The organism is Gilliamella sp. B2772 (assembly GCF_026536985.1).
Classification (GTDB): domain Bacteria; phylum Pseudomonadota; class Gammaproteobacteria; order Enterobacterales; family Orbaceae; genus Gilliamella; species Gilliamella apicola_E.
This window is the reverse complement of sequence record NZ_JAFNNB010000005.1, coordinates 67,960-82,520: the sequence shown is the minus strand read 5'-3', so window position 1 is coordinate 82,520 and position 14,561 is coordinate 67,960. Positions and strand designations below refer to the sequence as shown.

The window sequence follows — 14,561 nt, the reverse complement described above, 5'->3', positions numbered from 1 at the left end:
ATAACTTAGTCCTACTGACTATTGATTTTCTTCTGCAGAATTGAGTAATTCTGCTAAGTTAGCTGTTGCTTCTTCAGCTGAAACAGTTGGTTGAATTTCATCATCAATAGGCATTGTACGTTTACGCAAACGTTCTTTATGATAAGCATAACCAGTACCAGCTGGAATTAAGCGACCAACAATAACGTTTTCTTTCAAGCCACGAAGCTCATCATTTTTACCAGCAACTGCTGCTTCAGTTAAGACGCGAGTCGTTTCTTGGAACGATGCCGCAGAAATAAATGATTCAGTAGTAAGTGATGCTTTAGTAATACCAAGCAGATCATGCAAGTAAACAATTGGCTCTTTACCTTGTGCCTCAAGCTCACGATTAATAATCTTCAAGCGTGAAACTTCAAGTTGTTCGCCGTCAAGTAAACGAGAACCACCCGGATGAATAACTGTCGCTTTACGTAACATCTGACGAACAATAACTTCAATATGTTTATCATTGATTTTTACACCTTGTAAGCGATAAACTTCTTGAACTTCGTTAACGATGTAACGTGTCACTGCATTAACACCACGTAAACGTAAAATGTCATGTGCAGATTCTGGACCGTCAGAAATCACATCACCACGTCCAACTTGTTCGCCTTCAAATACGTTGAGTTGACGCCATTTTGGAATCATCTCTTCATATGGATCACTACCATCTAGTGGAGTGATAATTAAGCGACGTTTACCTTTGGTTTCTTTACCAAACGAGATAATACCATCGATTTCAGCAAGAATTGCTGGCTCTTTAGGTTTACGTGCTTCAAATAAGTCAGCAACGCGTGGTAAACCACCGGTAATATCTTTAGTACCAACCGATGCTTGTGGAATACGTGCAAGTGTATCACCCACATTGATTTCAGCACCATCTTCTAATTGTACTAATGCTTTACCTGGTAAGAAATATTGAGCAAGCATCTCTGTACCTGCAACATAAATATCTTTACCTTTAGCATCAACAATCTTGATTGCTGGACGTAAATCTTTACCAACACCTGTTCGTTCAGCGACATCTAAAATAACAATTGATGATAAACCTGTTAATTCGTCGGTTTGACGGGTGATAGTTTGACCATCAACCATATCAACAAATTTAACAAAGCCTTTCGCTTCAGAGATAACTGGCATGGTATGTGGATCCCAGTTAGCAACTGTTTCACCGGCATCAACCGCTGCACCATTACCTTTAGTTAGAATCGAACCATAAGGAACTTTATAAGTTTCTTTCATTCGACCTAATTCATCGATAATCGTTAATTCAGCATTACGAGATGTAATAACCAGTTTCTTATCTGGGTTAGTTACAAATTTAGCATTAGATAATTTGATGCTACCTTTGTTTTTAACTTGAACACTTGATTCTGCTGCTGCTCGTGATGCCGCACCACCGATATGGAACGTACGCATGGTTAACTGTGTACCTGGCTCACCGATTGATTGAGCAGCGATAACACCGATTGCTTCACCTTTATTTACTAGGTGACCACGGGCTAAGTCACGACCATAACATTTCGCACAAACACCAAAGTCAGTATCACACGAAACAACTGAACGAACTTTAACGCTATCTACAGATTCTTCTTCAAGTAAATCACAATAGTTTTCATCAAGTAGTGTATTACGAGGAATTAAAATATCCGCACTACCTGGTTTCAATACATCTTCCGCGGTTACACGACCTAATACACGTTCACGAAGTGGCTCTTTAACATCTCCACCTTCGATAACTGGTGTCATCACTACGCCTTCTAACGTGCCACAGTCATCTTCAATAACGACTAGATCTTGAGCTACGTCAACTAAACGGCGAGTTAAGTAACCTGAGTTCGCAGTTTTTAATGCGGTATCGGCAAGACCTTTACGCGCACCATGGGTCGAGATAAAGTACTGAAGAACGTTTAACCCTTCACGGAAGTTTGCCGTAATTGGTGTTTCGATGATTGAACCATCCGGTTTTGCCATCAATCCACGCATACCAGCTAACTGACGAATCTGAGCTGCAGAACCCCGCGCACCAGAATCGGCCATCATATAGATGCTGTTAAATGAAGATTGAACTTCTTCTTTACCTTCATGATTGATCACTTTTTCAGTCGATAAGTTATCCATCATCGCTTTAGCAACACGTTCATTGGCTGCTGCCCAGATATCGATAACTTTGTTATAGCGTTCACCAGCGGTAACTAAACCTGATTGGAACTGTTCTTGAATTTCAGCAACTTCAATTTCAGCTTCATTGATGATTTGTAATTTTTTAGCTGGAATTTCCATATCATCAATACCAACCGATACACCAGAACGTGCTGCATAAGCAAATCCGGTATACATTACTTGGTCAGCCAAGATAACAGTTTCTTTCATGCCTAATTGGCGATAACAAATATTTAAAATTCGTGAAATCGCCTTTTTACCAAGTGGTTGATTGATGACAGAGAAGCTCATACCTTTAGGCATAATTAACCATAAGATAGCACGACCAACTGTAGTATCAACTACAGAAGTTGTATCTTCCCACTCACCAATACTATTACGGTGGCTTTCAGTAATACGTACTTTAACTTTAGCATGTAGCTCAACAAGACCTAAGCGATACAGTTTTTCTGCTTCTTTAGGTCCGGTTAAAATCATGCCTTCGCCTTTCGCATTAACTTTATCACGAGTCATGTAGTAAAGACCTAATACCACGTCCTGAGAAGGAACAATGATAGGTTCACCACTCGCAGGTGAAAGAATGTTGTTGGTTGACATCATTAACGCACGCGCTTCTAATTGCGCTTCTAACGTTAATGGTACATGAACCGCCATTTGGTCACCATCGAAGTCAGCATTGAATGCCGCACAAACTAATGGATGTAACTGAATCGCTTTACCTTCAATTAGGATAGGTTCAAATGCCTGAATACCTAATCGGTGAAGTGTTGGTGCACGGTTTAGTAATACCGGATGCTCACGGATAACTTCATCTAAGATATCCCAAACAATTGCATCTTCACGTTCAACCATTTTCTTGGCTGCTTTAATGGTAGTTGCATAACCACGACGCTCTAATTTACCGTAAATAAATGGTTTGAATAGTTCAAGTGCCATTTTCTTCGGTAAACCACATTGATGTAATCGTAAGTATGGACCTACAGTGATTACTGAACGACCAGAGTAGTCAACACGTTTACCTAATAAGTTTTGACGGAAACGACCTTGCTTACCTTTAATCATATCGGCAAGTGATTTTAATGGACGTTTGTTTGAACCGGTAATTGCACGGCCACGACGACCATTATCAAGTAATGCGTCAACAGATTCTTGTAACATACGTTTTTCGTTACGTACGATAATATCTGGCGCTGCCAAATCTAATAAACGTTTTAAACGATTATTACGGTTAATCACTCGACGATATAGATCGTTCAAATCTGATGTTGCAAAACGTCCGCCATCTAGTGGTACTAATGGACGTAAATCGGGTGGCAACACAGGTAATACGTTTAAGATCATCCATTCTGGTTTATTTTCTGATTGAATGAATGCTTCAATAATCTTAATACGTTTAGTCAGTTTTTTACGCTTAGTTTCAGAATTGGTAGTTTCAAGCTCATCACGTAGTGCTTCACATTCAGCTTGCACATCGATATTACGTAATAATTCTTGAATTGCTTCGGCACCCATACGAGCATCGAATTCATCACCAAACTCTTCTAACGCATCTAAATATTGTTCTTCTGTTAAAATTTGACCGCGTTCTAAGTTTGTCATTCCGCCGTCAAGAACCATAAATGATTCAAAATAAAGCACACGTTCAATGTCACGAAGTGGCATATCTAATAATAGACCAATACGTGATGGTAATGATTTTAAAAACCAGATATGTGCAGTAGGTGATGCGAGCTCAATATGCCCCATACGCTCACGACGTACTTTAGCTTGTGTGACTTCTACACCACATTTTTCACAAATTACACCACGGTGTTTTAAACGTTTATATTTTCCACATAAACATTCATAATCTTTTACTGGTCCAAAAATACGTGCACAAAACAATCCGTCACGTTCCGGTTTGAACGTACGATAGTTAATTGTTTCAGGTTTTTTAACTTCACCAAAAGACCATGAACGAATCATATCAGGAGAAGCAAGGCCTATCTTGATAGCATCAAAATCTTCAGTTTTAGTTTGTGCTTTTAGAAACTTTAGTAAGTCTTTCACAATTGACTCCTATGGAGTTAAACCAATTAGATAACTTATCATTGCTGATAAGTTATCCCTATAAATAGAAATCATTTCAGTTAGTTAAGATTACTCTTCATCTAACTCGATATTAATACCTAACGAACGAATCTCTTTTAATAATACATTAAATGATTCTGGAATCGCAGGCTCCATACGATGATCACCATCTACAATATTTTTATACATCTTAGTACGACCATTCACATCATCTGATTTAACAGTTAACATTTCTTGTAGAGTATAAGCAGCACCATATGCTTCAAGTGCCCATACTTCCATCTCACCGAAACGTTGACCACCAAATTGAGCTTTACCACCCAATGGTTGTTGTGTAACCAGACTATATGAACCTGTAGAACGCGCATGCATCTTATCATCAACTAAGTGATTCAATTTCAGCATATACATGTAACCTACAGTTACTGGACGTTCAAATTGCTCACCTGTACGACCATCAAACAATGTAATTTGACCTGAAGTTGGTAAATCACCCAGCTCAAGTAATGACTTGATTTCTTGCTCTTTTGCACCGTCAAACACTGGTGTAGCAAGTGGCATACCATTACGTAAGTTTTGTGCCAATGTCATCACTTCTTGGTCAGTAAATTCAGCAACATTGACTTTCTGTGCTGCCCCTAAACCAAGGTCATAAGCTTTCTGAATGAAATCACGTAATTTAGCTAACTCTTGCTGTTCTTTTAGCATTGCATCGATCTTCTGACCAATACCTTTTGCCGCCATACCTAAGTGAGTTTCTAAAATCTGACCGATGTTCATACGAGACGGAACACCAAGTGGATTCAATACGATATCAACTGGACGTCCTTTATCATCATATGGCATATCTTCAATTGGGTTGATTTTAGAGATAACCCCTTTGTTACCATGGCGACCCGCCATCTTATCACCAGGCTGAATTTGACGTTTAACTGCTAAGTAAACTTTAACAATTTTGAGAACTCCAGGTTGTAAATCATCACCTTGAGTAATCTTCATTCGTTTAGCTTCAAGCTTCTTATTAAATTCAGCTTTGATTTCATCATGTTGTTCAGCAAGTTGTTCTAATTGAGCTTGCTTACTTTCATTAGAAATACCAATGGTTAACCATTTTTCACGTGGTAAAGCATCTAATTTGTCTGCTTTAATACCACCAGAAATTAATACATCACGGATACGAGCAAACAATGCTGCTTCTAAAATTTTAAGTTCTTCAGTTAAGTCTTTTCTTACTTGCTTGAGTTGCATCTCTTCAATTTCAAGTGCACGTTTGTCTTTTTGTACACCATCACGAGTGAAGACTTGAACATCAATAACCGTACCTGAAACACCATTTGGTACACGTAATGAAGTATCTTTAACATCAGATGCTTTTTCACCGAAAATAGCACGTAGTAATTTCTCTTCTGGTGTTAATTGCGTTTCGCCTTTAGGCGTTACTTTACCAACAAGAATATCACCACCTTTTACTTCAGCGCCGATATAAACAATACCAGACTCATCAAGTTTAGAAAGTGCTGCTTCACCCACATTTGGAATATCAGCAGTAATTTCTTCAGCACCAAGTTTAGTATCACGAGATACACAAGATAGTTCTTGAATATGAATCGAAGTGAAACGATCATCTTGTACCACTTTTTCAGAGACTAAAATAGAATCCTCAAAGTTATAACCGTTCCATGGCATAAATGCCACGCGCATATTTTGACCAAGTGCTAACTCACCTAAATCCGTTGATGGGCCGTCTGCAAGTACATCACCACGCTCAACTTTTTCACCTAATTCCACGCATGGAATTTGGTTAATACAAGTATTTTGGTTAGAACGGGTATATTTAGTTAAGTTGTAAATATCAATACCTGTTTCACCGGCATACATTTCATCATCGTTAACGTTAATAACAATACGTGAAGCATCAACATATTGTACTGTACCGCCACGACGAGCAACCGCAGTTACACCTGAGTCAACCGCAACCGCACGTTCCATACCAGTACCAACAAAAGGTTTTTCTGCTTTTAATGTTGGTACAGCTTGACGTTGCATGTTCGCACCCATCAAGGCACGGTTCGCATCATCGTGCTCAAGGAATGGGATTAATGAAGCACCAACAGAAACGATTTGTTGTGTTGATACGTCCATATAATGAACTTGTTCCGGGCTATATAAACCAGATTCACCATTTAAACGGCAGGTCACTAAATCTTCTTTAAAGCGACCATCGTCATCAAGATTTGAGTTAGCCTGAGCTATAACAAACTCACTTTCATCGATTGCTGATAAATAGTTAATCTCATCAGTCACAACACCGTCAATCACTCGACGATATGGCGTTTCTAAGAATCCATACTCATTGGTACGTGAATAAACCGCTAATGAGTTAATTAAACCGATATTTGGACCTTCCGGCGTTTCAATCGGACATACACGACCATAATGTGTAGGATGTACGTCACGCACTTCAAAGCCTGCACGTTCACGAGTTAAACCACCTGGACCTAATGCAGAAATACGACGTTTGTGAGTAATTTCAGATAATGGATTGTTTTGATCCATAAACTGAGATAATTGGCTAGAACCAAAGAACTCACGAATTGCCGCTGAAATTGGTTTAGCATTGATCATATCTTGTGGCATTAATGAATCAAGATCACCTAAAGATAGACGCTCTTTTACAGCTCGTTCAACACGAACTAAACCAATACGGAATTGGTTTTCAGCCATTTCACCAACACTACGGATGCGACGATTGCCTAAGTGATCGATATCATCAACTTCACCATGACCATTACGGATGCTGATTAATTTCTTCATTACATCAACGATATCAGCTTTTGTTAAGACACTTTCGCCTTCAATATCGTCTCGTCCTAAAGAACGATTGAACTTCATACGACCTACCGCTGATAAGTCATAACGTTCGTCGGAGAAGAATAGATTATCAAATAACGCTTCGGCTGCTTCTTTTGTTGGTGGCTCGCCTGGACGCATCATTCGATAAATTTCAACTAATGCACCTAATCGATCACGTGTTGAATCAACATTTAATGTTTCAGAAATAAATGGTCCATGATCTAAATCATTAGTGAATAATGTTTCAATTTTCTTATAACCAGCATTGGTTAATTCAAGTAATAGTTCTAAAGAAATTGGTGTATTGGCAAAAGCAATAACCTCACCAGTTTCTTCATCAACATAATTTTTTGCTAAAACTTTATTTACAATATATTCAACTGGAACGTCGATTTTAGTTACTTTATCTTTTTCAAGCTCACGAATATGACGAGCTGTAATACGACGACCTTTTTCTGCGTAAACTTTGCCTTTAGATTCGATATCAAATAGCGCTGTTTCACCACGTAAACGCTCTGGCACAAGTTCCATTTTCAATTTTGATTTGCCTACTTCGAAAATAGTTTTTTCGAAGAACATATCTAAAATTTCTTCAGTTTCATAACCTAACGCACGTAAAATAATTGTTGCTGGAAGTTTACGACGACGGTCGATACGAGCAAAAAGATTATCTTTTGGATCAAATTCGAAATCAAGCCAAGAGCCACGATAAGGAATAATCCGAGCATTATATAAAACTTTACCAGAAGAGTGCGTTTTACCTTTATCACTGTCAAAGAACACACCTGGACTACGATGTAATTGTGAAACGATAACACGTTCAGTACCGTTAATCACAAAAGTACCATTGTCCGTCATTAAAGGGATTTCGCCCATATAGACGTCTTGCTCTTTAATATCTTTAACTGTTCCTTCTGGCGCATCTTTATCATAAATAACTAAACGTAATTTAACGCGCAATGGTGCTGAGTAAGTGATCCCTCTGATTTGACATTCTTTTACATCAAACACAGGTTCGCCCATTTTAAAGCTTACGTATTGTAACTCAGCGCTACCACTATAACTTTTTATCGGAAATATTGAACGGAATGCGGCTTCTAAGCCATATTGACCTTCTGGGTCTTGCTCAATAAACTTCTGGAACGAATCAAGTTGAATAGAAAGAAGATACGGTATATCCAAGACTTGTGGACGCTTACCAAAATTCTTACGAATTCGTTTTTTCTCGGTATAAGAGTAAACCATTAGTTCCTCAACTTGCTTATCTGCTATTTTAGCATGATTAAATATTCATCAGGGTACTACGAAATGATAACGCCTGACACCTCATCGAAAATATCTATAAATATCAATTGATTAGGCTTAATAAATATATTATTTCTTTATTACTTTTTATTGATAATCTTCAAATAAAATTATTTGACTTATTACAGCGCAAAAAGGCTGGAGGTATAAAACCCCCAGCCGTTTAGCTTGCTATTGATAAACTTACTTAAGTTCGACAACTGCACCAGATTCTTCAAGTGCCTTTTTAAGTTCATCTGCGTCAGCTTTGCTAACACCTTCTTTAACTGTTGCTGGAGCTGATTCAACAAGGTCTTTTGCTTCTTTTAAGCCTAAGCCTGTTGCACCACGAACTGCTTTGATAACAGCTACTTTGTTAGCGCCAACATCTTTTAAGATTACATCAAATTCAGATTTTTCTTCAGCTGATTCAGCTGGACCAGCTGCTGCAACTGCTACAGCTGCTGCTGCAGAAACGCCAAATTTTTCTTCCATCATTGATACAAGTTCAACAACATCCATTACAGACATTTCTGCAACTGCATCTAAAATTTGTTCTTTAGTGATAGACATAATATAGTTTCCCAAATTTACATTTTTTTAATTAATAAAATTCACAATCACAGAGCTATTAAGCAGCTTGTTTTTGATCGCGAACCGCTGCAAGAGTACGAACCAATTTGCCAGCTGCGGCTTCTTTCATGGTTGACATCAAGCGAGCTAATGCTTCTTCATAAGTAGGTAATGTTGCTAAGCGATCAATGTTCGCTGCAGTAATTAACTCACCTTCAAAGGCTGCGGCTTTAATCTCAAAATTATCATTTTCTTTTGCAAACGCTTTAAAAATACGCGCAGCAGCACCTGGGTGCTCATTTGAAAATGCAATTAGAGTTGGACCAACAAACGAATCTTTTAAGCACTCGTATTGAGTTCCCTCAACAACACGGCGTAATAAGGTGTTACGAACAACACGCATATAAACACCAGCTTCACGAGCAGATTTACGTAATGCAGTCATGTTTTCTACAGTTACGCCACGAGAGTCAGCTACAACTGCAGATAGCGCACCTTTGGCGATTTCATTAACTTCAGCAACAATTTCTTGTTTATTTTGAAGATTTAGTGCCATTGGTATTGCTCCTGGATTAAACTAGGCAAAGCCTAGAATTATTTAAACTAACTACAAATGTAGTTAGCACAATCACGATGAGCAGAATGCCTGTATTATATCTTATCAGGTTCTGTCACCGTCTACGTAGGAAGATTAAGTAATTAAATATCAATTACACCTACGGTCTTGGACGGGGTCTGGTTAAGGCCAGACACCAACCGATTCTTTGTTTAACAATTAATTAAACAGATGCATTTAAAGTTGCTTGGTCGATAGCAACACCAGCGCCCATTGTAGTAGAAAGACTAACTTTCTTCACAAATACACCTTTTGAAGATGCTGGTTTTGCACGTTTTAATGCAACAAGTAATGCTTCTAAATTCTCTTTAAGCTTATCTGCATCGAAATCAGCTTTACCGATAGTAGTATGGATAATACCATTTTTATCATTACGGTAACGGATTTGACCAGCTTTAGCGTTTTTCACTGCTTCAGCAACATTAGGTGTTACAGTACCAACTTTAGGGTTTGGCATTAAACCACGTGGCCCTAAAATTTGACCTAATTGACCAACAACACGCATTGCGTCTGGAGATGCAATAACAACATCAAAGTCCATTTCGCCTTTTTTGATTTGATCCGCTAGATCATCCATACCAACTAATTCAGCACCAGCTTCTTTAGCGGCATCAGCGTTTGCACCTTGAGTAAATACAGCAACACGTACACTACGTCCGGTACCGTGAGGAAGAACGATAGCACCACGCACATTTTGATCTGATTTACGTGAATCAATACCTAAATTAACTGCAACATCAACGCTTTCAGTAAATTTAGCAGTAGCAAATTCTTTTAATAAAGCGATTGCTTCATTGATTTCATATTGTTTAGTCGCGTTTACTTTTTCGCGGATAAGTTTAGCTTTCTTAGATAATTTAGCCATGAATTAACCCTCCACTTCCAAGCCCATTGAACGAGCAGTACCTTCAATAGAACGCATCATCGTTTCAATAGTTGCACCATTCATATCAGCAGCTTTCAATTCAGCGATTTCACGAATTTGAGCGCTTGTTACTTTACCTACTTTTTTCTTATTAGGCTCACCAGAACCAGACTTGATTTTAGCTGCTTTCTTTAATAATACAGCCGCAGGAGGAGTCTTAGTTACAAAAGTAAATGAACGGTCAGAATATACTGTAATAACAACAGGAATAGGTAGACCTTTTTCCATGCTTTCTGTTTTAGCGTTAAATGCTTTACAGAATTCCATGATGTTAACACCATGTTGACCAAGTGCTGGACCAACTGGTGGACTAGGGTTTGCTGCACCAGCTGCAACTTGCAACTTGATGTAGGCTTGTACTTTTTTTGCCATTTTAGTTTCCTTTTTCTCGGGTGCAAACGCTTCTATTAATCAATAGACAGCTCCCCTAAGTTAAATGAGGGCGAAATTATCCTACAACTAATACAAAAATGCAAGACTTTTTATTAGCGGATAAAATAAAAGCAGGAATAACCCTGCTTTTATATAATAATGAATGATACTAAAGTACGTCGATCGCATTAAGTTCTTTAAATGCAAGTTCTAAACGAGCAACTAAAGATTCTTGACCTTTACGTAACCATACGCGTGGATCATAATATTTTTTATTTGGAGCATCAACGCCTTCAGGGTTACCTAATTGACCTTGAAGGTAAGCTTCATTTGCTTTGTAATATTCTAAAACACCAGCCCAGTTTGCCCATTGCGTATCAGTATCGATGTTCATTTTAACAACACCGTAACTTACTGCTTCTGCAATTTCTTCAGGAGTAGAACCAGAACCACCATGGAACACAAAGTTCAATGATTTAGCTGGTAAATTGAATTTCTCAGATACATATTTTTGAGAGTTATCTAAAATTTTTGGCGTTAATTTAACATTACCTGGTTTATAAACACCATGAACGTTACCGAATGAAGCTGCGATAGTGAAACGTGGACTAATTGCACTTAAACGTTCATAAGCATAAGCAACATCTTCAGGTTGAGTATAAAGTGCTGAACTATCCATATGGCTATTGTCAACACCATCTTCTTCACCACCAGTACAACCAAGCTCTAATTCTAATGTCATTTTCATTGCTGACATACGAGCAAGATATTGACAACAAATATCAATATTATCTTTTAAAGATTCTTCTGAAAGATCGATCATGTGAGAAGAGAATAGAGGTTTACCCGTTTTAGCAAAGTGAGCTTCACCTGCGTCAAGTAATCCATCAACCCATGGAAGAAGTTTTTTAGCACAGTGGTCGGTATGAACGATAACTGGCACACCATATTTTTCAGCCATAAGGTGAACATGTTTAGCGCCAGAAATTGCACCTAAAACAGCAGTTTCTTGCCCATCTAATTTCAATCCTTTACCTGCGATGAATTGAGCACCACCATTAGAGAATTGAACGATAACAGCAGAACCAACTTTAGCCGCAGTTTCGATTACTGAATTAATTGTATTAGTGTCAACACAGTTAACAGCTGGTAATGCAAAATTATTTTCACGAGCAACTTGAAACACTTTTTGAACATCATCACCGGTTACAACACCAGGTTTAACGACATCAGAAATCTTTGTAGCCATTTTAATACCTATAGATTTATTTATATAAAAATTAAAGGATGAGTGATTGGCTCATCCTTCATATAGAAAATTATTACGCTTTTGCTCTCTCTTCTAGCATTGCAACAGCAGGAAGTTTTTTACCTTCTACAAACTCTAGGAAGGCACCACCACCAGTTGAAATATAAGAGATTTTATCTTCAATACCAAATAAATCAATTGCAGCTAATGTATCACCACCACCTGCGATTGAGAAACCTTGGCTGTCAGCAATTGCTTTAGCAACAATCTCGGTACCACGACGGAAATTAGGGAACTCAAATACGCCAACAGGGCCATTCCATAATATAGTTTTGGCTTTTTTGATAATGTCTGCTAATGCTTCAGCTGATTTATCACCTAAATCAAGAATTTGTTCATTCTCTTTTACATCGGCAACTGATTTTTCAGTAGCTGTTGCAGTTTCACTAAATTCAGTTGCTACACGAACATCAGTAGGAACTGGAATATGACAATTAGCCATTAATTTTTTTGCTTCAGGAATTAAATCAGCTTCATAAAGTGATTTACCAACATTATAGCCTTCAGCTGCGATAAATGTATTTGCAATACCACCACCAACAATAATTTGGTCAGCGATTTTTGATAAAGAATCAAGAACAGTCAATTTTGTTGATACTTTAGAACCAGCTACAATCGCAACCATTGGACGAGCTGGATTATCTAACGCTTTACCTAAAGCATCAAGTTCAGCTGCTAATAATGGACCTGCACAAGCTACTGGCGCAAATTTACCAGCTCCATGAGTTGAAGCTTGAGCACGGTGAGCAGTACCAAATGCATCCATTACATAGATATCACAAAGTGCTGCATATTTTTTAGATAAAGTTTCATCATCTTTACCTTCGCCTACATTAAAACGTACGTTTTCAAGAACAACTAGTTCGCCTTCTTTAACGTCAACACCGTTAAGATAATCTTTTACTAGACGAACAGGGAAAGAAACATGTTCTTTTAAATAATCAACCACTGGTTGTAGAGAGAACTCAGGGTTATATTCGCCTTCAGTAGGACGGCCAATATGAGAAGTAACCATTACTTTAGCGCCTTTTTTAATGGCTTCTTCAATAGTCGGTAATGATGCTTTAATTCGAGCATCAGAAGTAACCTTACCATTTTTGACCGGCACATTAAGATCTGAGCGAATAAATAAACGTTTCCCTTTTAGATCAAGATCTTGCATTCTAATGATAGACATGAGACTTCCTCTTTTAAATATAAAAACAATAAAATTTTTGCTATTCTAACATAAAATTTCTTTTTAGGTTACATCCATTATCGGTTATATAGTAAACATTTAGTAGAAATTAGTTATTTATACTATATAGGAAATTTTTTTATGTAACAGCATTGACAATAGAAAGAAAATCAGGCATATTTCCCCGCCTTATTAATATGTATTTTTTATCTAAACTTGGGAGTTGACTTTGGCTAATATCAAATCAGCTAAGAAGCGTGCGGTTCAGTCCGAAAAACGCCGTAAACATAATGCTAGTAACCGTTCAATGATGCGTACTTATATTAAAAAAGTTTACGCAGCTGTAGCAGCTGGTGATAAACAAACAGCTGAAGTAGCATTCAAAGACATGCAAGCAGTTGTTGACCGTCAAGCGGCTCGTGGTCTAATCCACAAAAACAAAGCAGCACGTCATAAAGCGAATTTAATTAAACAGATTAAAGCATTAGCTTAATTTTCTAATCTGTTGACAATAGAGTTAAAGAAAATTGAAAAAAAGTGGTGTAAGCCACTTTTTTTATTTATATACTATTATTTAAATTTATGTGAATAAAAGAAAAGAGAGCGTATTGTGGTTCAGCGTGATTATGTAAGAAAAAAGAGCCAATCAAAAGGAAAAGCTAAAAAAAATAAGTCACGATTATTCCCATCTTTAATGATATTCCTTGCAATCATCATTATTATTTTGTTTTCTTCTATTCTATATTATCTTTCAACCAATTCTTCTGAAAAACCAGTTGAAAAACCAAAAGTCAAAACTGAATCTCCAGCAATAACCCTGCCGGAAAAACCACAAGAACGCTGGACTTACCTTAAAGAATTGGAAACACCAAATGCTAGTAGTAACTCAAATAAAACAGCAAGTGAACGGCAACAAATATTAGATAGCTTTATGAATAACACCACGACCACATCGACTTTATCATCAAGTAATGATAATAATAAATGGTTACTACAATGTGGTGCTTTTAAAGATAAAACTAATGCAGATACATTAAAAGCATCTTTGGCAATGACCGGTATTAGTGGTAACATATCTTTAAGTCAGCAGTTATATCGAGTTACCGTTGGGCCTTATACAAATAAAGGTGATGTGCAAAAAGCATTAAACACTTTAAAAACGAATGGAATTAATAACTGTATTATTTCTAATTAA

Annotated in this window: 10 protein-coding genes; 2 read left to right on the top strand and 8 right to left on the bottom strand. The window is 37.5% G+C overall.

Going from position 1 to position 14,561, the window contains the following annotated elements:
- Positions 1–18: 18 nt before the first annotated feature.
- From rpoC to pgk, 8 genes are all read right to left on the bottom strand, one after another.
- Positions 19–4,236 carry a DNA-directed RNA polymerase subunit beta' gene (gene rpoC / locus J3T98_RS10360; RefSeq protein WP_065561817.1) on the bottom strand — a complete coding sequence of 1,406 codons (4,218 nt, stop codon included), beginning with the start codon at positions 4,234–4,236 and terminating at the stop codon, positions 19–21.
- Between the two features lie 90 nt (positions 4,237–4,326).
- Positions 4,327–8,355, bottom strand: coding sequence for a DNA-directed RNA polymerase subunit beta (gene rpoB / locus J3T98_RS10355; protein WP_065561816.1), 4,029 nt, complete (start codon positions 8,353–8,355; stop codon positions 4,327–4,329).
- A gap of 243 nt (positions 8,356–8,598) precedes the next feature.
- Positions 8,599–8,967 carry a 50S ribosomal protein L7/L12 gene (rplL, locus tag J3T98_RS10350; protein WP_065561815.1) on the bottom strand — a complete coding sequence of 123 codons (369 nt, stop codon included), beginning with the start codon at positions 8,965–8,967 and terminating at the stop codon, positions 8,599–8,601.
- A 58-nt stretch (positions 8,968–9,025) separates the two neighbouring features.
- Positions 9,026–9,523, bottom strand: a complete 498-nt coding sequence (rplJ, locus tag J3T98_RS10345; protein WP_065561814.1) for a 50S ribosomal protein L10 — start codon at positions 9,521–9,523, stop codon at positions 9,026–9,028.
- 223 nt (positions 9,524–9,746) lie between these two features.
- The gene (rplA, locus tag J3T98_RS10340; RefSeq protein ID WP_065561813.1) at positions 9,747–10,448 is read right to left on the bottom strand and encodes a 50S ribosomal protein L1; all 702 of its coding nucleotides are present in this window, start codon (positions 10,446–10,448) and stop codon (positions 9,747–9,749) included.
- 3 nt (positions 10,449–10,451) lie between these two features.
- Positions 10,452–10,880, bottom strand: a complete 429-nt coding sequence (rplK, locus tag J3T98_RS10335) for a 50S ribosomal protein L11 (RefSeq protein WP_034884321.1) — start codon at positions 10,878–10,880, stop codon at positions 10,452–10,454.
- Between the two features lie 169 nt (positions 10,881–11,049).
- Positions 11,050–12,129, bottom strand: a complete 1,080-nt coding sequence (fbaA, locus tag J3T98_RS10330; RefSeq protein WP_267362799.1) for a class II fructose-bisphosphate aldolase — start codon at positions 12,127–12,129, stop codon at positions 11,050–11,052.
- A 73-nt stretch (positions 12,130–12,202) separates the two neighbouring features.
- On the bottom strand, positions 12,203–13,366 hold the full coding sequence (pgk, locus tag J3T98_RS10325; RefSeq protein ID WP_065561811.1) for a phosphoglycerate kinase: 1,164 nt from the start codon (positions 13,364–13,366) through the stop codon (positions 12,203–12,205).
- Positions 13,367–13,595: 229 nt separating this feature from the next.
- Here pgk and rpsT point away from each other — a divergent pair, with 229 nt between their 5' ends.
- A complete protein-coding gene (gene rpsT, locus J3T98_RS10320; protein WP_025316521.1) occupies positions 13,596–13,859 on the top strand; it encodes a 30S ribosomal protein S20 in 264 nt (87 codons plus the stop codon).
- 117 nt (positions 13,860–13,976) lie between these two features.
- The gene (locus tag J3T98_RS10315; RefSeq protein ID WP_267332370.1) at positions 13,977–14,561 is read left to right on the top strand and encodes an SPOR domain-containing protein; all 585 of its coding nucleotides are present in this window, start codon (positions 13,977–13,979) and stop codon (positions 14,559–14,561) included.

Coding starts and splice junctions, on each gene's coding strand:
- rpoB (WP_065561816.1), bottom strand. CDS start 8,355: ATGGTTTACTCTTATACCGAGAAAAAACGAATTCGTAAGAATTTTGGT.
- rplL (WP_065561815.1), bottom strand. CDS start 8,967: ATGTCTATCACTAAAGAACAAATTTTAGATGCAGTTGCAGAAATGTCT.
- rplJ (WP_065561814.1), bottom strand. CDS start 9,523: ATGGCACTAAATCTTCAAAATAAACAAGAAATTGTTGCTGAAGTTAAT.
- rplA (WP_065561813.1), bottom strand. CDS start 10,448: ATGGCTAAATTATCTAAGAAAGCTAAACTTATCCGCGAAAAAGTAAAC.
- rplK (WP_034884321.1), bottom strand. CDS start 10,880: ATGGCAAAAAAAGTACAAGCCTACATCAAGTTGCAAGTTGCAGCTGGT.
- fbaA (WP_267362799.1), bottom strand. CDS start 12,129: ATGGCTACAAAGATTTCTGATGTCGTTAAACCTGGTGTTGTAACCGGT.
- pgk (WP_065561811.1), bottom strand. CDS start 13,366: ATGTCTATCATTAGAATGCAAGATCTTGATCTAAAAGGGAAACGTTTA.